We start from the raw sequence: 20,803 nt of genomic DNA on the forward strand, positions 1-20,803 counted from the left end.
TTCACTGTCGTGAACGGTTAACGGTTGACCGTTAACGGTTGACCGTTAACGTCGGGTGTCGTTGGGCGCAGCCCAAGGATATGGCACAGCGCGTACGTCAGGTCCGCGCGGTTGAGCGTGTAGAAGTGGAACTCGGTCACGCCCGAGTCGGCGAGCCGTTGGCACTGTTCGGCCGCATACGTCGCGGCGACCAGTTTGCGCGTTTCGGTGTCGTGCTCGAGCCCTTCGAACAGCGTAGCCATGGCGCGCGGCACACTCGCGCCAGCGCTGGCCGCAAATTTCTGCATCGAGGCAAAGTTCGTGACCGGCATAATCCCCGGCACAATCGGCACGGTGATCCCCGCTTTGCGAGCGCGGTCGACAAACTTGATATAGGTCCAGTTATCGAAGAAAAACTGGGTGATCGCACGCGTAGCACCCGCGTCGATTTTGCGTTTGAGATTGTCGAGCTCGCGATCGAGCGAGGTGGAGTCCGGGTGCCCTTCGGGGAAGGTGGCCACGCTGATTTCAAAATCGTGGCGCGCCTTGAGTCCGCTCACGAGGTCTGAGGCGTAGGCGTAGCCGTTCGGCGTGGGCGTATAGTGCGGCTCAGAAGAGGCCGGCGGGTCGCCGCGCAGCGCCACAATGTGGCGCACGCCGCTCGTCCAGTAGTCGTCGGCGACCTCGTCCAACTCGGCGCGCGTGGCGCCCACGCAGGTGAGATGCGCGGCCGGCTGCAGTGTGGTTTCGCTGAGTATGCGGTGCACGGTGTTGTGCGTGCGTTCGCGCGTGGAGCCACCCGCCCCGTAGGTGACCGACACAAAGCGTGGCGCGAGTGGCTCAAGCCGTTTGACGGCGCGCCAGAGGTTCTCTTCCATCTCCGCAGTTTTGGGAGGGAAGAACTCGAAGGAGACCTGAAACGGCTGGCTGAGCGGAAGCGACATGGCGGATACCGACGAAAAATGCCCGGTGCGATGAGGCGCCACGGGCTGGCGCTTTAGCAGAATATTTAACGTGGCCGCAAGTTGCCTCGAAATCGCCACGAATCAATTGTCTATATCAATATATCCGGATGAACGGATGATGCAAGGGGGCAGGCGGCGGGCGAACCCGAGTCGCTCTGCCGCAGGACCAAAATGCAGGTCCCTGAGCGATGACCACACACTGCGGTAACTGGCGCAGGGCGATCCGACGCCGCAGAATACCGTCTAAAACCTCAATCAGCTTAAATGAAACACGTCCCCGCCAAAGCTCGGCGTCATCTGATTCCCTTCATGTTCCTGCTGTATGTCGTCTCGTACCTCGACCGGATCAACGTCGGGTTCGCGGCGCTCCGGATGAACGCTGACCTTGGGTTTACGCCGGCCGTCTATGGGCTCGGCGCCGGGATCTTCTTCCTCGGCTACAGCTTGCTCGAGGTGCCGAGCAATCTGATCCTCGAGCGGGTGGGAGCGAGGGCGTGGATCGCGCGTATCATGATCACCTGGGGCGTGATCTCTGCTGGCATGATGTTCGTCACGACCCCCGCGAGCTTCTATGCTCTCCGATTGCTGCTCGGAATTGCGGAGGCTGGTTTTTTTCCAGGGATGATCCTCTACCTGACCTATTGGTTTCCGGCCGCCGAGCGTGCGCGGGCCATGGCGCTGTTTATTACGTCGACGGCCATGGCTGGAATCATTGGCGGGCCGATTTCAGGATTTCTCCTGTCGATGGACGGTGCGTTGGGACTGAGGGGATGGCAGTTGCTCTTCCTTGCTGAGGGGCTTCCGGCCGTGCTGCTCGGGTTCGTCGTGTGGCGGGTGCTGCCCAATGGTCCAGCAGAAGCGACGTGGCTCACGACGGAGGAGAAAGCGTGGCTCATCGAACGACTCAGGACCGAGCGAGAGGCGAAAGACAACACGCGCCATTTCACCTTACGCGAGGCATTGCTGGAGCCCCGCGTGTTCCTGCTCGGTCTCCTGTACTTTTGCTTGACCATGGGGATCTACGGAATTGGTTTTTGGCTGCCGCAGCTCCTCAGGCAGTTCTCCCAAGGAGGAGATGCCGCGATCGGCGTATTGTCGGCGATTCCGTATATCGCGGCAGCGGTGGCCATGGTGGTTATTGCCCGACACTCGGATAAAACCGGGGAGCGGCGATGGCACATCGCCTTGTCAGCCTTTGCCGGTTCACTCGGCATGGCGATCAGTGCAGTGGCAACGACGCCCACGGTGGTGCTTGCCGCCATCTCGCTCGCCGCGATTGGGATTTGGGGCGCGCTCGGTACCTTCTGGACTCTGCCGACGGCTTTTCTTAGTGGAACCGCGGCTGCCGGTGCCATTGCCTTGATTAATGCGATCGGCAATATCGGCGGCTTTGCGAGCCCGTATCTGATCGGGCTGGTGCGTGGTCAAACCGACTCGTTCACCGCCGCGTGGCTACTGCTGAGCGCGTGCCTTGGGGTCGGTGGAGTGTTGGTGCTCAACATCCGACTCGGGGGTGCTGGGCCATCGAGGAGGGAGGCAGGAAGCCGCTAGGCATCTGGAGTCAGCTGGGGCTCTTCAAACAGTGACACCGTTTGCCCTGTCCAACCGTACTGGTACCAAGCTGGCCCCGCCACACACCTTCCGGTGCGTGGCTTCTCCCCCGCCACCACCCATGCCTGACTCCCAGACGAGCGCCCTCTTTTCCCTGTCGGCGCTGCGCCAAGATCTGCGGTTCGCCCGACGGATGCTGGTGAAGAGTCCGCTCTTTACCGGCATTGTTGTGCTCACGCTGGCGCTCGGTATTGGGCTCAATGCGGCCGTGTTTTCGGCGGTGGAAGCGTTGCTCCTGCGCCCGCTCCCCGGCGCGCGGGAAGCCAGCGAACTCGTGCAAGTGTATCGTAGTTGGCCCAACGAACCGTACGGCAGCAACAGCGTCCTGCACTTTTGGGACGTTCGCCGCCGTGCCACCGATGTGTTCGCGGGCACGGCCGCTTGGTCTTTCGGCTACATGAACGTCTCGACCGGTGAGCGGCCGGTGCGGCTGCTCGGTCAGATCGTGTCAGCCGATTTTTTCTCGGTGCTTGGCGTGAATGCGGTGCGTGGTCGCACGTTCGTCCCAGCGGAGGATGAGGGACGTGGCGCCCATCCGGTGGCGGTGCTGAGCGACGGCGGATGGCAATCGATTTTCGGTGGCGATCCCAATGTGGTGGGACGCAAATTGCTGGTGAACGGGCAGAGTACCGAGATTATTGGTGTTGCGCCACCGGACTTCCGCGGGCCGCTCCCGCTCGCCATGCCGGCGCTCTGGATGCCGTTGATGCAGCTCAAACAACTGCAGCCTGCAGCCGAATTTGATAGCCGCGGCAATAATTTTATGAACATAATTGCGCGGTTGCGGCCCGGCATCTCGTTGGCGCAGGGGCGCGCGCGCATGAGTGCGATTAGCCGCGACCTGCGCACGGAGTTTCCGGAGGAGTATGAGAAGAGTGACATTCTTCTCGTGCGGCAAGTTGACGCCGGGATTCATCCGTCAATGCGCGACGCACAGGTTGGGATGAGCGCGGTCGTGATGGTTGTCGTTTTCCTGCTCCTCCTCATTGCGTGTGTGAATGTGGCGAACCTGTTTCTGGCGCGTGCGCGCGACCGTGCCCGTGAAATGGCCATTCGTCTCGCGCTCGGCGCTCGGCGTAGCGCGTTGGTGCGACAGTTGCTCGTGGAGAGCCTGCTCTTTTCGGTGGTCGCGGGCGCGGCGGGTTTGTTGCTGGCCTGGGGAACGATCACCCTCGGCAACGGCATCACGTTGCCCGTCGATGCGGATTTTCGTCCTGATTTTCGACTGAGCCCGCTGGTGCTGACCTTTTCGCTCGCCGTGACGATGCTGACCGGCGTGCTGTTTGGTCTCGCACCCGCGCTGCAGGCCACGCGCCCCGAACTCATTCCGGCACTCAAGGGAGAGGCTCCCGCCGGCGGCGGTCGTTCTCGGATGACGCGAGGGCTCGTGGTGGCGCAGATGGCGCTCTCGATGGTGCTGCTTGTCTGCTCAGGGCTCTTCCTCGCGAATCTCCGCAACGCGACGAGCGTGGACAAAGGATTTCAGGGCGGGAATCTGTTGCTGGGCGATCTCGACCCAGGGTTACAGGGGTACTCGCGCTCCGCCACGGAAATTTTCTACCGGCAGCTCACCGAACGGCTCGCGGCAAATCCCGCGATTCGCTCGGTGGGAATGGCCGATGTCATGCCGCTCGGAACGTCGAACGACACGCGTGGTGTCGAGATCCCCGGCTACGTGCCGGCCAAGGGTGAAGGGATGTCGATCGCGACGTCTGCTGTGAGTCCCGGCTATTTCCGCACGATGGGGATTCCGTTGACCAAGGGGCGGGAGTTTACCCCGCAGGATGACAGCAACGCGGTGCACGCCCTCGTGGTGAACCAGCGATTTGCCGATCGCTTTTGGCCAGGCCAAGACGCGTTAGGGCGCACCGTGCACAACGGCAGGCGCGACTACACGGTCATCGGCGTGGTGCCCACGGGGCGCTACCGGAGCCTCGGCGAGGCCCCGACGGAGTTCATGTGGTTCGCGCAGGCGCAGAGTTGGTCATCGCATATGACAGTCGTGCTACGCACGGTCGGCGAGCCGAATTCAATGATCGCGACGCTCCGCAATGAAGTAACCGCGCTCGACGCGAATCTTCCCTTGAGCGACATTCGTTCTATGGATCGGCACCTCGGCTACACCATGCTTCCCGCACGCGTCACCGGCGCGGCGCTCGGCGTGTTCGGCGTGCTCGGGCTGCTCCTGGCCTCTGTTGGCATGTACGGCGTGATGGCATACTCGGTGTCGCAGCGGACGCGAGAGATTGGGATTCGCATGGCCATCGGCGCGTCGCCGGCGGATGTGATTCGGCTGGTGATGCGGCAGGGTCTCACGCTTGTATTGATTGGCACTGCGATTGGTCTTGTTGGCGCGTTAGGCGCATCGCGACTGCTCGGGAGCATTCTCTACGGTGGCAGTGCGCTCGATCCGCTGACGTTCGTATTGGTACCGCTCGTGCTCATTGGTGTGGCCGCCGCCGCGACATACGTGCCTGCTCGTCGCGCTGCGGCGGTTGACCCCGCCATCACTCTTCGGTCGGACTAAGAGCGCATTTCATAACTTCGCGACGTAGTACCAGCAGATGAGCGCGCAGCCGAGATGCAGGAAGCCCGAGTAGTGCGAGGCCCAGCGGTCGTAGCGCAAGATGAGGCGCCGTTGCCGATTGAGCCACGCAAAAGTGCGCTCGACGACCCAGCGATGCCGACCTAGGCGCTCCCTCGACTCGATGCCCCGACGAGCGATGCGGTGCTTGATGCCGCGCGTCCGGCACGCGTCCCGACACTTCCGGAAGTCGTAGCCCTTGTCCGCATGGGCCTTGCCCGGACGGTGGCGCGGTCGACCGGGGCCGCGACGTTTCAGGGCGGGAATCGCTTCCAGCATTTCCTCGAACAACTGGCAATCGTTGACGTTCGCCTTGGTCAGGCGGACCGCGAGGGGAACGCCTTTGGCGTCGACCACAAGATGGCGTTTGCAGCCCGGACGGCCCTTGTCCGTCGGGTTCGGGCCGGTGATGTTGCCCCCCTTTTCGCCGCCACCGTCGAGCTGTCGATGGCCACGCGGTCCCAGTCGATCTCGTCCGCCCACGCCAACTCCTGCAACAGCAGCGCATGGAGTCGTCGCCAAATCCCGCGCTTCGTCCAACTCCGAAACCGCCGCCAGCACGTCGACCCACTCCCGCACCCCATTTCCAGCGGGAGCAACTGCCACGGCAGCCCGGTGCGCAGCACGAAGAGAATACCGGTGAAGACTTGCTTGTTGCTCACGCGCGGTCGTCCGCCCGCCTTGCCCGGCTTCCGTTCCTTGGGCAACAACGGCTCTACGACCGCCCACAGCGCATCGTCGAGAAGAGGTTTCATATCCTACTGACGACGCACGGGTTACTTCTGCACGACTCTCGCTGCGGATGCTCGTGGCGGCGCGACAGGGGCGCCGCGCCGCCACGACCTGCATTCCGATCAGATGCCCACGTTCACTCGCAACTGCACGCTCCGCGGCCGCCCCACCGACGCCCCACTGAAGAACGTCCCCTTCAACAAATAGTGTGAGTCGAACAGGTTGTCGACGTACACCTCCGGCCTCACTGTTGTCTCGCCGACGACGAACGTGAGCCCCGCGCTCGCATTCACGACGAAGTTCGGCTTCACTTTGATGCCCGAGTTGAAGTCGAACAACCCGCGCCCGTACGTGCAAGCGCAATCACTGGGCGCGACGCCGTTCGTGAGCCCGCTCCCGTAGATCCCCGTCGCGCTCACAAAATACCTCCCCTCCGTGTACGCCACGTTGCCGAGGACCGAGAGGCGCTGGTCGTGGTCGAGGTCGAAATAGCCCTTCGGAGGCGCGTCAGGGAAGAAACCGCCTGTGATCGTGCCGCTTCCGTAGGCGTGCGAGATCGCGACGTTGAGGTTCGCCGAGAGCGGCGAGTCCTCGGGATGCACCTCCAGCACCGCCTCGAGCCCGTCGATGCGCACCTGCTCGATGTTCACCGACGTCACAATCGCCGAGCCCGGGACCGTGTTGTCGTCGATGCCCGGCGAGCTCTCCTTGTGGTAGCCCGAGAGCTTCGCCACGACGCCCTGCGGGAACCGATGGATGAGGCCAGCCTCGAAGAAGTGGTCGCGCTCCGGCAGGGTCGGCAGCGCCGGGACGCCCCCCTGCGCGACACTCGTGATGGCGCGCAGGTCCTCGACGTTCGTCGGCACGAACAGCCGGCCGTAGTATGCGTAGAAAGTGTTCGACTGATCGAGATAGTAGTTGAGCTTTATACGCGGGCTGAGCTGCGACTGCGTCCCTGCGAACGGCGCCGTGTGCGCGTCGTAGCGCGCGCCGGCGCGCAACTCGAGTTGCTCGGTGAGCGACCAGGCGATCTGCGCGTAGCCGCCGATGTCGCTGCCGTTGAGCGCCGAGTTCGACGCCGGACCGTCCTTGCCCGCCGGCGTGAAGGTGGAAAACGACTCCGATCCGTTCGTGAACTGCGCGAGCACGCCGGTCTTGAACTCAAACTCGTGGTCCGGCCGGTAGCTGTAGTCGAGCTTCAGCCCGTCCGTCGTGAACGAACGGTTCTCTCGGAGGCTGTACACCGTGGGATCGGGATAGAACGAGAACTGCGGGTCGTCAGCCAATCCAGGAACGAACTTCAGGCTCCCGGTCCGGTGGAAGAGCCCGGCGAACAGCTCGCCGCCCTTCGCCTCGTCGGCATCCTTGGCCGTCACGTCGCCGAACCGGTGCCGCCAGCCCAGGTTCACGAAGGCGTTCATGTCTTCCTGGTTGTCGTCGGCGCTCACGCCGCCCGCCGTGTCGAACGGCACCTGGAACTTCGTGCGCGACCAGTTCGCCTCGAGATTCACGAGGTCGGTGTTCGACGCGCTGATCTGCAGCTTGGCGAAGCCGAAGAGGTCCTCGCCGTGGTTGTGGAAGTTGTACGGCTTGAACGACACGGTGTCGAACGCCACCGGTTCCTTGCGCATATCGGTGCCCTGCCGCGAGAACGACGCGAAGAATCCGACCTTGCCGCTGTTGGTGCTCGCGCTCAGCGACTGGCCGTTCGTGTTGAAGGCGCCGTCGAACGCTGACGCGTTCAGGTGGAACCCACCCGACGGCACGCGCGTCGTGACGTCGATCACGGCGGCGTTCTTGTTGCCGTACTCGGCGTCCCACCCGCCCGTCTTGAACTTGATGTTGTTCACGATCTTCGGGTCGAACAGTTCGTTGAGACTCCCCGAGATGCCGCTCGGCACCGGCACGCCATCCACGTAGTACGTGTACTCGGCATGTTGCCCGCGGATGTGCACCTCGCCCGAAGGCGCGCGTACCGCGCCCGCCACCGACTGCTGGATGATCTGCGACGACGACGTCGTGGGGGCCTCGTGGGCGCGTTCCTCGGTGTACGTCTGGTCGCCGGTGCGCGTATCCACCGCTATCGGCGCCTGCGCGCTGATCTGCACGGCGGATAGCGTCACCACGGCTGCCGTGAGTGCGATGGAAAGGCGCGGTGTGGTGCCGCCGCGAACGACGACCGTCCGTTCCGCGGGACGGAACCCGATGAAGTGCACGACGAGCTTGTAGGTCCCGTCGGCGAGGTTGTGTACGAGGAATCGACCGAAGGCGTCGGATTGCGTAGCGGCCACCACGCGGCCGTCACGCGTCACCGCGATCTCGGCCGACCCGATGGGTGAGCCCGACGCGCTGTCAGTGACAGTTCCGTGCAGGTCGGCCATCGGAGCGCCGGGCGCCGAATGGGCGGAGGCGCGGGCAACGGTGGACGTGAGCACTAGGAGGACAAGGGGCAGCAGTGCCCGAATGGAGTGACGGAGGTTCACGGGAGAATCCTCGATGCGATAGTGGAGAGGCCGAGGCGCAACTGCGGCGCCGGTCGGCTCGCGAATAGTCGGAGATGCGTGGACAGCACGCCCGACCGACCTCCGCGTGACCGCGAGGTGTCAGGGACGAGCTGCGAGGGGCCAGTGGCGAGCGCCATGGCTCGCGATCCGGCGGTGCTCAGGCCAGGGTCGGCGGGGCCCGGGGCTGTTCGGCCGCGCGTGCGCGCGGCCCTGCGAAGGCGACACAGTCTTGCGTCGAGCCGAGGAGCAGAGCGCGACGGGGGACTCGCGGCGCGGGAGCTTCGCCCGGTGTCGCCGCGCCATGCGACAGGAGCTGGCACAGCACGCAGTCGTCGGCATGCGTCGCCGCGCACCGAGGATGCGTGTGATCTTCGACGTGCGTCCGGAACGCGACGTCAGTCGTCCGCGCCGCAAGAGAGGCGTCGGCCACGGACGCCAGCGCGGGCGCTCCCATCTGCACGATGGCAAGCGCCAAGAACAGCACACGCTGGAGGAGGCTCCGGGACCGCATCACGGCGGAATGTACACATAACCCGCGCGTCTGTCACCGGCTGGCTTCGAGGCGCTCGCGCGCAGGCGGTGGCCGTGCGACCGCGTTAGGTCAACGACCCAACGGAGCCCCTCCCGGCGCAACGTACAGCGTCACGCGGCAGTAGCTGATGCCGGGCGCGCAGCGAGTTCGGTACTCCCGTCGTCGCGACCGAATGCGTCTCTCGACGCAGCCTGCGTGCGGGTTCGAGGTTATGAAACGCTCTCTTCTCTAAGATGGACATCGCTCGAACTCCGCCTAGCAAGACACGCCGCAACCGGTTGATCGCGGCTGGTGTCGTTGCGCTTGTGCTTGTCAGCGTGTGGCTGATGCGCCTCGGCCCCGCCTCGCAGAGCGTGGACCGCTCGGCGGTGCTGATTGACAGCGTACGCAAAGGCGACGTGGTGCGCGACGTGCGTGGCCCCGGCACGCTGGTGCCGGAGCACATTCGCTGGATCACAGCGCAGGCGAGCGCACGTGTGGAACGGCTCGCGAGCGAGAGTGGCAAGCATGTGGGCACTGGGGAATTGTTGCTCGAGTTGAGCAACCCCGACTTGCAGATTCAAACGATGCAAGCCGAGCAGCAGGTGCGGCAAGCGCAGATTGAGTTGCTGAATTTAAAGACCAATCTGCGCGGGCAACTCCTCTCGCAGCAGGGCGTGGTGGCCACCACGCACACGCAATATGTGAGTGCGACACAGGAAGCGATGGCTGCCGACTCGCTGTCCAAGCGCAAGCTGGTGTCGAGTTTTGAACTCGCCAACCGCACCGCGCTCGCCGAGGAATACACGACGCGCCTCCGGGTGGAGCAGTCGCGGTTGAAGCTGATGGAGCAGGCCATCGATTCGCAGATCGCGACGCAGGCGAGTCAGGTGGTGCAGCTCCGTGCGATTGCGGACAATCAGCAGGAGCGGTTGCGGTCATTGATGGTACGGGCGCCTGAGGGCGGCGTGCTGCAAGATCTCACGTTACAACTCGGGCAGTGGGTGCCGGCAGGCGCGACGCTCGCGAAAGTGGTGCAACCTGGCACGCTGAAAGCCGTCTTGCGCATTCCTGAGGGGCAGGCCAAGGATGTGGCTATCGGCCAGAAGGCGAGCGTGGACACGCGCAATGGCATTGTGGCCGGGCATGTGACGCGCAAAGATCCGTCCGCGCAGAATGGCACCGTGACGGTGGATGTGTCGCTGGACGGTGCATTGCCAAAAGGCGCCGTGCCCGATTTGAGTGTGGATGGCACCATTGTGATCGAGAAACTCACCAACGTCATGTACAGCGGCCGTCCGTCCTTTGGCACAGGCGCTGGCACGGCCTCGCTCTTCAAGTTGGTGGACGGCGGCAGGGCGGCCGTGCGCGTGTCGGTGGAGCTGGGGCGAAGCTCGGTAAACGTTATCGAGATCATTCGCGGGCTCGAGGTGGGAGACAAAATCATCGTATCCGACATGTCGCAGTACGCGAATGCGGCTCGTCTGCGCCTCAAGTAGTCCTGACCTTCAACGGAACTAGACGATGGCATCGACCCCAGGCTCCACCCTGATTCGCCTTGAGGGAATCCAAAAGGTGTTTCTGACTGACGAACTCGAAACGCATGCGCTGGCGGACGTGAACTTCGAGATTGCGAAGGGGGAATACGTTGCCATCAGCGGGCCGTCTGGCTGCGGCAAGACCACCTTGCTCTCAATCCTCGGCTTGCTCGACACGCCGACGGGCGGCGAGTACACGCTCGCCGGCGAGCGCGTCGCGCGACTGACGCCGCTGGAGCGAGCCCGCGTACGGAATCGGCAGATCGGATTTATTTTTCAGGCGTTCAATTTGATTGGCGATCTCACCGTCGCCGAGAATGTGGAGCTGCCGTTGACGTACCGCGACATGCCCGAGAGCGAACGGAAGGATCGCGTGGCCGCGGCGTTGGCGCGGGTGGAGATGTCGCATCGCGCCAAGCATTTTCCTGGGCAACTGAGCGGCGGTCAGCAGCAGCGCGTGGCGGTGGCGCGCGCCGTGGCGGGCGATCCGGCCATTCTGCTCGCCGACGAGCCCACCGGCAACTTGGATTCGCGCAATGGCGAGTCGGTGATGACCTTGTTGCGCGAATTGCACGCGAACGGCTCCACCATTTGCATGGTGACGCACGACGTGCGGTATGCCGAGCACGCGGACCGTGAGGTGCGGCTTTTTGATGGGCGCGTGGTGGAGACTGCGGCAGTCTGAGTGGGTGTTGGCGCACTGCGCTTCGAATAGCGCGGTGCGGCATGCTTACGGTTCCGCCGCAAGAATGGCCTTGAGGCCGGCGACGATCTCGTCGACGCTGGCCTCGTAGCGGAACTGGAGTCGCACCCGTCCTTTTGTGTCGAGTGCGTACAGGGTGGTGGTGTGCGTCACCGAGTACCGTGCGGCGGATTCCGGTTTCGGGACGATTTCATAACTGGCGCCATACATTTTAAGCACACGATCGATGTCGGCGCGCGAGCCCGTCAGCCCCACCGCGTCGAGGTCGAAGCTGGCGAGGTCCACCTTGAGGACTTCGGGTGTGTCGCGCTCGGGATCGACGGTGATGTAGAGCGTTGTGATCTTCGTGCGCTCATCGCCGAGCCGGCGAACGACGGACGACAGCTTGGAGAGTGTCGTGGGGCAGACGTCGGGGCAGAGGCTGTACCCAAAGAAGATGAGCACCACCTTGCCGCGGAGCGATGTTAACGCGAACGGCGTGCTGTTGTGGTCGGTGAGCGTGAAGTCGCCGCCCGTGGACTGCACCGGAAGCGACTGGGCCGGTTGGCCCAGTCGCGACACGGCGACCCATGCGACGACGAGGAGGAGTGGGGCCAGCGTCACCCACCACCACCGCGTGCGGCGACTCACTTCATCCCTTCCATCTTTCGCACCGGCGCCGCGACGGAAAGCTTGGTGCCGTCATCAAGCGTAAGCGTCATCTTCACGGTGTCACCCGTCGTGAGTGGCTTCTTGAGGCCGAAGAGCATGATGTGCAGGCTCCCTGGCTTGAGTTCCACTTTGCCGTGTGCGGGGACGTCGATCGATTTGACCGGTGACATTTGCATCATGGAGCCGTTGGCTTTCATCTCGTGGAGTTCGAGGGTGTCGGCCACATCGGTCTTTCCGCTCACGATGGAACGGCGTGTCGCGCCACTGTTCTCGACGGTGACAAAGACGGCCGTCACTGTGCGACCTGCGGCGGCTTCGCGCGCCCACGCATCGTGGGCGGTGATGGCGGTGTTCTGGGCGAGGAGGGCATTGGTGATGGCGGGCGCAGCGCTACTCGCGAGCGCGACGGTAGCGCTAAGGAGCGCGACGTGGAAGAGGCGGGCGGTCGGCATCATGGTTGGGATTTCCTTTCGTAGGTCGTATGGCGCAGCGACGTCACATACAGCGCGAGCGAGAGTCGCTCGTCGTTGGTGAGGTGTGCGAAGAGCGGCATGGCTCCGCCTTGTGCGATGCCCACGGCAATCGTGTGGGCAACGGCAGCAGGGTCGGTTCCATTCTTGAATGCAGCGCTGTCACGAAAATTGCGCGGTTGAGGGTCGAGTGTTTTGCCAATAGGGCCGTCGCCCTGGCCTGTGGGGCCGTGGCAGGTGGCGCATCCGTTTGCCAAATACAGCGTGCGTCCCTCCGCGACGGATGGAGCCGGAGCGGTGTTCCGTGTTCGACCGCTCACGGCGGCGAACGCGCGAGCGAAGGCGGCTCGCATGGGTTGAGCCGTGGAAGTGGGGGCAAGCGCACTGTCGAGATCGTCGTAGGTCACGACGTGCGCAACGGAGAACGTCGCCCGCCCGCCGGAGAGTCGCACCGTTGCCCGCACGGTGTCGCCTCGCACGATCGGCCGACGAAAGTTTTCGACCATGGCATGAAACCCGCCGGGGGAAAAGCGAAGCGCTTCCCCCGAGGCAATCGGCACCGCTTCGACAGGGGTCATGAGTGCAAGCGATCCGCCGCTGGACGGCATGCGGTGTTGTTGCTGCGTGTGCATCGTGGTCTGGCTGGCAACGTCGACCGCGACGCCGAGGATCGTATCAGGGGCGGCGCCCCGGTTGTGCGCCGTGAAGTACACGGCCGCCGGCGCGCCGCCGATCGGTAGTACGAGCACCGCCTGCTCAATTGTCACGCCGCCACCCGCTGGCGCGCACGCAACGGTGAGCAGCGTGCAGAGCACGGCGCCGCTACGCCGGAAAAGTCTCCGTCGCGTCGGCCCGCGTGCTACGGACGAACGATTCATATATGCGACACCGGATTAACCGTCGGCCGCGCCACGCGCCGCCGAGCGTTGTGAGAGGTGTGCTGTCACGGAAACGGCGTATGCCAAGCGCAGGCACCGCTTCGTTACGTGACCGATGAGCAGTACGGTGGACTGACGCGAGGCGTCAGTCGGCGAGCGCGGCGGGTGGGCCGTTCGCAAAGGGGAGCAGCCGATCGCGCGACGGTGCACGGCGTGGTGCGGACTCGATGCTCGTCGCGTCCGCGTCGCGGACCGGCGGCGTTGGCAGCAGGCCGATCACACTGAGGAGCGCCACGGTCGGCGCACCGCAACAGTTCGTGGGACAGTCGCAGGGGTGCGCCGGCATTGGCGTCCCTGGGCGCGTAGGCATCGGCGCCTTTGCTGATCCCGCCCCCATTTCGTGATCACAGGGCATGCTCGCCGTGTGATTAGCATTCACTGCCTGCCCTGCCGTATGGGCGGCGCCGTGCATTGGGCAGGGACGCCACGCGCTCGGCATCGCGCTGAACAGCGCAAAGAATGCGCTCAACAGCGTGCTAAAGACGCGATGCGAACGGGAGCGTCGGAGCATGTACTCTGAAGCTACTCGCCTCAATGGGGCGTGCAACTCCCGACCAGTCGCTACGCGGTTCGCTAACCCGTCAGTATTTCGGCGCCACGATTCGTTATCGCCACCCTCGGACGTGGTTACCGCACGTTACGGAACCTTCGGTTCCTTGCCCCCAGCCTTCGGCGGCGGCACCGGTTCATGTCGCGGCACCACGATTTGCCCGCGCTGCACCTGCAGGCGCCCATCGCGAATGACGAGGTCTACATTCGCGATGTCATCCAACACCACATCAGGACGGCCAGCCACCACGAGCACGTCGGCGAGTTTGCCGCGTTCGAGGGTGCCGAGTTTGTCGCCCATGTCGAGCAACTGCGCGTTCACGCGCGTGGCAATGCCGAGGACTTCGGGCACGGTGTAACCGAGCCGGACGAACTGGCGCATCTCCTCGTGATAGGGCCACGGGAGGTAGCGATACCAGTCGGAGACGAGGTCGGTGCCGATGCCGAGCGTAATGCCCGCGTCCTTCATCTTCTTGACGAGCGTAAAGTTTGCGGAGTCAGAGAATGTGAAGCGGCGGCTGGTGGAGCCGAAGTAGCCACCGCTCAGGCGGAAGATGATCGAGTACGGGATGAGCGTTGGGTCTGAGGCCACTTTGCGCTCTGCCATCAGCTTGATCGTTTCGTCGGTGCGGGGGAGCGGGTGTTCGATCATGTCGACGCCCGCGCGGACGGCCCGCTCGATGTAGAACGTCTCGGCGTCGGCGATGATCTTCACGCCGAGTTCGTGCGCTTCGGTGACGGCGGCGCGGATTTCTTCGTCGGAGAAGTGGCTTGCCACTTTGATGAAATCGGCGCCTTTGCGCACCTGATCGCGTACGGCGTCGCGCCACGCATCGGCTCCGGATGCTTCGCGCACGCTCGGGAGGGCGCGCGCGCCGTCAATCTCGACTTCGCCGCCATGACCGCCGCGGCCAACGATCAGTGAGCCCGCCGCAAAAATGCGTGGTCCGGCGAGCCGCCCTTCGGTGATCCACTGCTTGAGCACAAAGGGGGTTTCGCGATCGGAGCCCGTGTCGCGAATGGTGGTGATGCCCCCTTCGATGTAGTATCGCAGCCGCTCGACGCCGCGCAACGCGCCGTCGGCCAAGCTGAAGGCTTGCGCATCGGAGTTGCCTGGGTTGCGATAATCGATGTGCGTGTGGAGGTCGATGAGCCCCGGCATGACGGTTTTGCCAGCGACGTCGATGACGCGTGCGTCCTTGGGCCAGTTGGTGCTACCGGGCGGAAGGATGGCGGCAATCTGGTTGCCGGTGATTACGACCGTCGCATTCCGGGCCGGAGCGCCGGTGCCGTCCCAGAGGCGACCGCCGGTGAGGACGATGCTGCCGGTGGGGGCGTAGTAACCGGGCGGCATCGGAACGCGGCGCGGGTCGTTACTCGTGGCGGTGCTTGAGTCGAGCCACCGCCAGCGTTCCGTGCGTGGCGTCTGCGCGGCAGCGGTTGCGGTGAGCGTGGCGAGCGCAACAAGCGAAAGCGCGTGGAGCTCAAGACGACGACGCATACGACAATCTCCGAATGATGGCGGGAGCGACAGCGCGGGATTCTCTGGCGTGCGAATGGCACGAGTCCGGCAGTTGCGAGAAACTTACCGCCGAATGCGTGCTCCCGCTCCTCGGTACTCTCCGTGGTGCGAAGGGCCGACTGTTCGCGGCGGAAAGCCCAACCCAGTATTGTTCATTTAATGGCGACTCCTCAGAAACGCCGCCGGCGCTCCGGCGGTGGCGGCGGAAAACCCCGCATCGAACACACGTCGGTCCCCACGGGGCGCGCGGCCTACGCCGAAACGCGCGAGTGGTTGCTCCACTCGCATGGTCCGGTGTGCGCGTACTGTGGCCGCACTTTCCCTGCGCTCACACTGACGCTCGACCACGTGACGCCGCGCCGAGGCCAGTCGGCATATGATCGGCGCGACAACCTTGTGCTCGCCTGCAAAACGTGCAACACCGCCAAAGCCGACAAATCCTTCCTCGCCTGGGTACTCGGCGGACGGGCGCGTGCGCGGCACCTCTTTATGTACGGGCAGCATCTGAGCGACGGCATTCTCGATATTCTCCGGCCGATGGTTGGGGACGAAGTTGTATTGCCGACCCCAAAGCCAGCGAAGCGCCCGCGCAAGAAGTCGGCGAAGGAGCTCTTTGGTGCGCAGCCGCATGATGGCGGGGAGTCGCCGTACGGGGAGCCGTCTCCCTACAGCGATGCGGAGCCGCTCCCACCGCGCAAACCGATTCGGACTGTTGGCGCGCGTACGCCGGCAAAGCCGGTCGTGAAGGCGCCCGCAGCCGCTGCGGCTCCTGCAAAACGTCGGCGCCGTCGTGGCGGCCGCGGTCGAGGCGGCGCCAAGTAACGAGCCTCGCGCAGTTGGCGGCCTGCCGACTCGTGCGCGAGTGACGTTGGTGTGACGGCAACGTTCAGATTCGGCCAGCGTGTATTCGATGCCGCGCCGCGCCCCAGTTCGCACTATCCTCCCGTCCGTGCTCGGAATGGGTCTGCGATCCCGCCGAGTGAAACGGGGGGATGCGCGTCATGTGCGAGCGTGCCGATGGTCGTGGGGAGTGGCGAGTGCAGCGGGAGGTGCGAGAGAGGTTCGGTGTGCGGGCGCCGGTTCTGATGGGTGGCGCGCTGGTGGTGCCGCTTGTGGTGGTGGCTCCGTACATCATTCGATCGCTTGCAAACCAGCTTCATTCGGCGAATTCCGCGACGTTGCAACTGCTGTGCGCTGCTGCATTTGTCGCGGTGGTGCAGGCCGCCGCTTGGTGCGTGCGCCGCAGTGCGGGCTGGCCGATGCACATGGCGAACTCCCGTGCGTGGATGCGGGGTGCTGTGCGCTTCGTCCTCGCCGGCGTCCCCCTCGTGGTTCTACTGTCCGCTCGCACCAGCTCGGCGACGCCCCTGATCGACGGCGCGCGTGCCCAATGGCTGATGCTCACCGCGCTCCTGCCGGCCCTGACCGAGGAGCTCGCATTCCGGGGACTGCTCACGGAGACCGTCAGTGCGGCGGTCGCGGAGCTGGTCGGGCGCGTCCGCGTGCGCGCGGGCGTGACGTTGGTGGTTGTGTCGCTGACATTCGCTCTCGCGCACGGGGGCATCACCAGGCCCGCCCTGGGGTGGTCGCTCATCGCCGCGCGGTTCGCGGCGGGGCTCGTCTTCGGTTCGTTGGCATTCGGCGATCGCTCGTTGCTCGCCCCGATGCTGGCGCACGCGATGTACGACGCTGCCGTCGCCCACTGCTGGTAACGGAGGGGCCGCCACGGGCGGCCTCCATCCAGCAGCAAGGGAGAACCATTGCCATGAATACCAAACGCTTTGCCATTGTCGGCGTTGTTGTCGCCGTGTTGACCGCCGCGACTGTTGTGGCGTGCAGCGATACGCGTTCGCCCGCGAGTCCGGTCGGTCCCGCGCCGACGCCAGATCTCTCGTCCATTATTGGTCCGCGCAGCGCCGACGTAGTGGCCAACGAAGATCCCACGGTGTGGCGCCGCATTCCGTCGCGGTCGCGGTGGGTAGGGCAGGAGCACAACCGGTTGTTGAATCTCGCGCTGCAGAAGTACGCCGCAGTGAAAGCGTCCGATCCTGTTGCCGCGCAGGCGATGCGCCATGACTGCAACTGGGTGTTAGCGGTGATCAAGGGCAATCTTGCCGCCACGGCGCAACACGGCGGCTTTGAGGCATCGCAGGAGCGCGCGTTCTTCATGGCGAGCGACATTGCGCCCCGGACGGCGCAGTGCCGCGCGATCGCGCAGCCGATGGCGCTGTTTGCGAGCGCGGCGACGGCCCGCTCCGTGGCGGCGGACGTCGCGCCGTTCAGCTCGGCGACGTTCGACGATGAAGCCGCAGCCATCAGCATTGTGGAGCGGATGGCGAATGAAATCGGCAGTGCAGGTTCGCCGAGTGACATGGATGGCGCCATCAATCGCGCCGTGAATGCGGCCGGTTCGCTTGAGAGCGCGGAGCTTGTGTATGCGGCGGCGTCGGTGGCGGCGGGGAGTTCCGGCTACTGGGGTTCGGTGGGTGGCGATGCGCTCGCGATGAATGTGATGGCAGATCCGCGCAGCGACTGGAACCGCTTTGCCCGTTTTGTGAGTGCTGACGCCGGTGGCGCCGCGGCGGCGCTTCGCGCCATGCAGGGACTGCCGATTCCGTGGCAGTTGAAGGGCGCGGTTGCGGCCTTGGTAGCAGTCGGGGCGAGTCTTTTTCAGTTTTTTGCCATCTAAATCTCGGAGGACGTGCGATGCCCAAGTTGGCGAAGGTATCGGAGTTCGTGTTTTCGGCGGTCTGGAATTTTCTCGCAGTGTATGGGCTGATGTCGCTGAGTGGGAATACGCGGATCAGAGACTCCGTCGCCGTTATGGTCATCAGCACCAGCGTCTCATTGGGTGCCGCGTGGCTGTACATGCGGCGCGTGGGCAAGGCGTAGCACGCAGGACGCAGGACGCAGGACGCAGCACGTAGTTGAGCGGAGCAGAGCGTAAACCAAGCGGGGCGACGGCATCTGCCGTCGCCCCGCTTGGCGTTTCTTCCGATGCACGGCCGCGCTCATTCCAGCGCCCGCACCTGCGCCACGCTCACGCCGTCCACCTCCACCACTTTCGATCGTGAGCTGTCGCCACTCACAATGCGGACCGCGCGCTTGGGCACGCCCAGCGCGTCGGCAATCACCTCGATCACCGCGGCGTTCGCGGCGCCGTCCACAGGTGGTGCATGCACGCGCACCTTCAGCGCGTCGCCGTACAACCCATCCACGCCCACTCGGCTGGCCTTGGGTTGCACGCGCACGGCAAAACGCACGGCGTCCCCGCGCGGCGTCACCGTCAGCATGACGGCGCCTGCGCTACCACAGTCGCAGGAAGAAACTCTGCAGCAGGTTCAGCAGCAGATAGCCAATGATCGGCGTGATGTCCATCATGCCGAGTGGCGGAATGAGGCGGCGGAGCGGACGCAGAAGCGGCTCGCTCAGATTGTAGCTCCAGCGCACGATCCAGTGCCCTGGGCGCACACGCACCCACGAGAGAATCACGCGCACAATGAGCGCGAGCTGCAGAATCGCAAACGACCACGCCACCAGCACGCGGTAGATACCGCGTGGTCCGCTGTCGATGGAGAACAACAGGAACGCGACTTGGTTGCGGATGAACTCGAGCAGCGAAATGAGCACGATGCCGGCGAGGATCACGAAGACCAGCGCCCACCACGGTGTGGCCTGCGGGACCCCGCCCGCGCGCACCACGCGTGCTTCGATAGGAGCGATAAGCGGGTCCACCGTGCCGCGCATGAACCGTGCGAGCGCACTGAACTGATTCACCTTGCGGGCGCGCACGAGCCAGTCGAGCGCGCACACACCGGCGAGCACGAGTGCGACGACAAAAAAACCGCCGCGAATGAAACCGAGCGTGAGATCCAGAGTTTGCACAACGCCAGCCACGATGCGTTCTCCGGTTACAGGGGGCGTCGCGGCGAAAACAACAGCCGGACCACAGCGGGAATGGCGGCGAGTCGTTCGAGTACGCTCTTGCTGTGGGCGAGGCGCACAAAGGCGTCGAGCCCGTCTGCATGCTCGCGCGAGTAGCCAAACCACCACGCCTGTCGCCAGCCGGTGAACTGATCGGCAATCACGGCCTTGGGACGTACGCACTCTTCCAGCCCCGCTATGCCGTGCGTGCGACCGATGCCACTCGACTTCACGCCGCCGTGCGGCACTTCTACCATACCAGGCGAAACAATCGCGTCGTTGAGCGTCACGCTGCCGGTTTCGATGCGCGCGGCCACGGCGGCGGCATGTGCGGTGTTCCGGCTCCACACGCTCGCCGACAATCCAAAATTACTCGCATTGGCGCGAGCCACGGCTTCGTTGTCGTCGCGAACCTTTACCACGGGAAGCAGCGGACCAAACGTTTCTTCGGTCAGCACCTTCGCGTCGGCCGGCACGTCCACCAGAACCGTGGGGGCGAAGTAGCTGCCCGTGGATCCCACCGGTGCTGCGGCACTCGCGGCAACGCGACTACCGCGCGCGATGGCATCGTCGCGCTGCTCGGTGAGCGTCGTGACCGATGACGGGCGAATGACCGCCACGACATCGGTGTCCACCGACGAACCGGCACCCACCCGCAGCGCGCCGACAATCCGCGACATCTCCGACACGAGTTCGTCGTACACGTCGGCGTGGGCAAACACACGCTTTGGCGCCACGCACGTTTGGCCCGCGTTGCTAAATCGGCCCCAGAGAATGCCGCGCGCGGCGTGCGCCACATTGGCGTCGGCAAGCACGATCGCGGCGTCGCTACCGCCGAGTTCGAGCGAGCAGGGCACCAGTCGGTTGCCGCAGGCGGACGCCACTTTGCGCCCAGTCGCCACACTGCCGGTAAAGAAAATCTTGTCGACCGGCGCGCCAGACAGTGCGGCGCCAGTGGAGCCATCGCCCTGTAGCACCGTCAGCACGTCGGCCGGCACGCCGGCCTCGGCGAAGAGCGTGCCGATCATCGCGCCGCACGACGGGGTGAACTCGCTCGGCTTGAGGAGCACGGTGTTGCCCGTGACGAGGGCGGGGAAAATTTCGACCGTCGCCAGCATGAACGGGTAGTTCCACGGCGAGATAATGCCGACCACGCCGTAGGGGTCGTGCAGAATCTTGACCCGCTTTCGCATCATCCCCATGGTCGCGCCGGTGCGCCACTTGCCGCGGAGGAACCGTGGGGCCTCGGCGGCGTAGAAATTCGCGAAGTCCATCGCGATGGTGATTTCGGTGCTGAGTGCCTCCGCGAGCGGTTTTCCGTTTTCGCGGGTAATGATGTCAGCCACCTCGTGGCGGCGGCGGTAGAGCACGTCGTGAAAGCGCCGCAGCATCTGGATCCGGTCACCCAGGGGGGTGGCCGCCCAGGCCGGCTGGGCCTGTCTGGCCCGGGCGACGGCGGCCTCGACGTCAGCCGCCGAGGTGGTGGGGAATGACCGCCAGAGCTCGCCGGTGGCCGGGTCGCGGGATTCAACGGGCCGCCCCCCTAACGAAGGGGGGGAAGCTGTGGTCTCACTGTTGCTTAGCGTCGGGGGCAAGGTGGAGGTCATCTGCGTCGCTCGCTC

At 64.7% G+C, this 20,803-nt stretch carries 19 protein-coding genes and 1 riboswitch; of the genes, 8 read left to right on the forward strand and 11 right to left on the reverse strand.

Translation table 11 applies throughout. The features are described 5' to 3' along the window. Positions 1–17: 17 nt before the first annotated feature. Entirely contained in the window at positions 18–923 is a 906-nt protein-coding gene (gene metF, locus NTZ43_11000) for a methylenetetrahydrofolate reductase [NAD(P)H] (protein ID MCX5767738.1), read from the reverse strand. A 33-nt stretch (positions 924–956) separates the two neighbouring features. Beyond that, positions 957–1,032: riboswitch (SAM riboswitch) on the reverse strand. A gap of 176 nt (positions 1,033–1,208) precedes the next feature. Here metF and NTZ43_11005 point away from each other — a divergent pair. Then, positions 1,209–2,495: an MFS transporter gene (locus NTZ43_11005; GenBank protein MCX5767739.1), complete on the forward strand. Its 1,287-nt coding sequence runs from the start codon at positions 1,209–1,211 to the stop codon at positions 2,493–2,495. Positions 2,496–2,616: 121 nt separating this feature from the next. Continuing rightward, the gene (locus NTZ43_11010) at positions 2,617–5,082 is read left to right on the forward strand and encodes an ABC transporter permease (GenBank protein ID MCX5767740.1); all 2,466 of its coding nucleotides are present in this window, start codon (positions 2,617–2,619) and stop codon (positions 5,080–5,082) included. Between the two features lie 9 nt (positions 5,083–5,091). Here NTZ43_11010 and NTZ43_11015 read toward each other — a convergent pair. Both NTZ43_11015 and NTZ43_11020 read right to left on the reverse strand, forming a co-directional pair. After that, positions 5,092–5,894, reverse strand: a protein-coding gene (locus NTZ43_11015; GenBank protein ID MCX5767741.1) for an IS5 family transposase whose coding sequence is annotated in 2 segments (ribosomal slippage) — positions 5,092–5,564 and positions 5,564–5,894 — 804 coding nt in all. Because the reading frame shifts where the segments join, the coding sequence is not laid out codon by codon here. A 99-nt stretch (positions 5,895–5,993) separates the two neighbouring features. Continuing rightward, entirely contained in the window at positions 5,994–8,354 is a 2,361-nt protein-coding gene (locus tag NTZ43_11020; GenBank protein MCX5767742.1) for a TonB-dependent receptor, read from the reverse strand. A gap of 786 nt (positions 8,355–9,140) precedes the next feature. On the opposite strand from NTZ43_11020, the gene NTZ43_11025 reads away from it, so the two are divergent. Continuing rightward, positions 9,141–10,385: an HlyD family efflux transporter periplasmic adaptor subunit gene (locus NTZ43_11025; GenBank protein MCX5767743.1), complete on the forward strand. Its 1,245-nt coding sequence runs from the start codon at positions 9,141–9,143 to the stop codon at positions 10,383–10,385. A 25-nt stretch (positions 10,386–10,410) separates the two neighbouring features. Then, positions 10,411–11,109, forward strand: coding sequence for an ABC transporter ATP-binding protein (locus NTZ43_11030; protein MCX5767744.1), 699 nt, complete (start codon positions 10,411–10,413; stop codon positions 11,107–11,109). A gap of 45 nt (positions 11,110–11,154) precedes the next feature. Here NTZ43_11030 and NTZ43_11035 read toward each other — a convergent pair whose 3' ends face one another. The 5 genes from NTZ43_11035 to NTZ43_11055 form a co-directional block, all read right to left on the reverse strand. Continuing rightward, on the reverse strand, positions 11,155–11,757 hold the full coding sequence (locus tag NTZ43_11035) for an SCO family protein (GenBank protein MCX5767745.1): 603 nt from the start codon (positions 11,755–11,757) through the stop codon (positions 11,155–11,157). Continuing rightward, positions 11,754–12,233: a copper chaperone PCu(A)C gene (locus NTZ43_11040; GenBank protein ID MCX5767746.1), complete on the reverse strand. Its 480-nt coding sequence runs from the start codon at positions 12,231–12,233 to the stop codon at positions 11,754–11,756. The genes NTZ43_11035 and NTZ43_11040 overlap by 4 nt, the downstream gene beginning before the upstream one ends. Further along, entirely contained in the window at positions 12,230–13,063 is an 834-nt protein-coding gene (locus tag NTZ43_11045; GenBank protein MCX5767747.1) for a copper chaperone PCu(A)C, read from the reverse strand. The genes NTZ43_11040 and NTZ43_11045 overlap by 4 nt, the downstream gene beginning before the upstream one ends. A gap of 208 nt (positions 13,064–13,271) precedes the next feature. Continuing rightward, a complete protein-coding gene (locus NTZ43_11050) occupies positions 13,272–13,697 on the reverse strand; it encodes a hypothetical protein (protein MCX5767748.1) in 426 nt (141 codons plus the stop codon). 126 nt (positions 13,698–13,823) lie between these two features. Continuing rightward, a complete protein-coding gene (locus NTZ43_11055) occupies positions 13,824–15,236 on the reverse strand; it encodes an amidohydrolase family protein (GenBank protein ID MCX5767749.1) in 1,413 nt (470 codons plus the stop codon). Positions 15,237–15,416: 180 nt separating this feature from the next. On the opposite strand from NTZ43_11055, the gene NTZ43_11060 reads away from it, so the two are divergent. The 4 genes from NTZ43_11060 (at position 15,417) to NTZ43_11075 (ending at position 18,149) form a co-directional block, all read left to right on the forward strand. Beyond that, positions 15,417–16,079, forward strand: coding sequence for an HNH endonuclease (locus NTZ43_11060; GenBank protein MCX5767750.1), 663 nt, complete (start codon positions 15,417–15,419; stop codon positions 16,077–16,079). Between the two features lie 245 nt (positions 16,080–16,324). Beyond that, complete coding sequence (locus tag NTZ43_11065) at positions 16,325–16,969, forward strand: CPBP family intramembrane metalloprotease (protein MCX5767751.1); 645 nt, start codon at positions 16,325–16,327, stop codon at positions 16,967–16,969. A gap of 53 nt (positions 16,970–17,022) precedes the next feature. Beyond that, a complete protein-coding gene (locus NTZ43_11070) occupies positions 17,023–17,946 on the forward strand; it encodes a hypothetical protein (protein ID MCX5767752.1) in 924 nt (307 codons plus the stop codon). A 17-nt stretch (positions 17,947–17,963) separates the two neighbouring features. Beyond that, a complete protein-coding gene (locus NTZ43_11075; protein ID MCX5767753.1) occupies positions 17,964–18,149 on the forward strand; it encodes a hypothetical protein in 186 nt (61 codons plus the stop codon). Positions 18,150–18,268: 119 nt separating this feature from the next. Here the strand turns inward: NTZ43_11075 and NTZ43_11080 are convergent, their stop codons facing one another. The 3 genes from NTZ43_11080 to NTZ43_11090 are packed head-to-tail and all read right to left on the reverse strand — an operon-like array spanning position 18,269 to position 20,788. Then, entirely contained in the window at positions 18,269–18,550 is a 282-nt protein-coding gene (locus NTZ43_11080) for a DUF167 domain-containing protein (GenBank protein ID MCX5767754.1), read from the reverse strand. A 13-nt stretch (positions 18,551–18,563) separates the two neighbouring features. Beyond that, complete coding sequence (locus tag NTZ43_11085) at positions 18,564–19,154, reverse strand: YggT family protein (GenBank protein MCX5767755.1); 591 nt, start codon at positions 19,152–19,154, stop codon at positions 18,564–18,566. Between the two features lie 14 nt (positions 19,155–19,168). After that, positions 19,169–20,788, reverse strand: coding sequence for an aldehyde dehydrogenase family protein (locus NTZ43_11090; protein MCX5767756.1), 1,620 nt, complete (start codon positions 20,786–20,788; stop codon positions 19,169–19,171). Positions 20,789–20,803 lie beyond the last annotated feature (15 nt).

It is taken from the genome of Gemmatimonadota bacterium, from assembly GCA_026387915.1.
In the GTDB taxonomy this organism is placed as follows: domain Bacteria; phylum Gemmatimonadota; class Gemmatimonadetes; order Gemmatimonadales; family Gemmatimonadaceae; genus Fen-1231.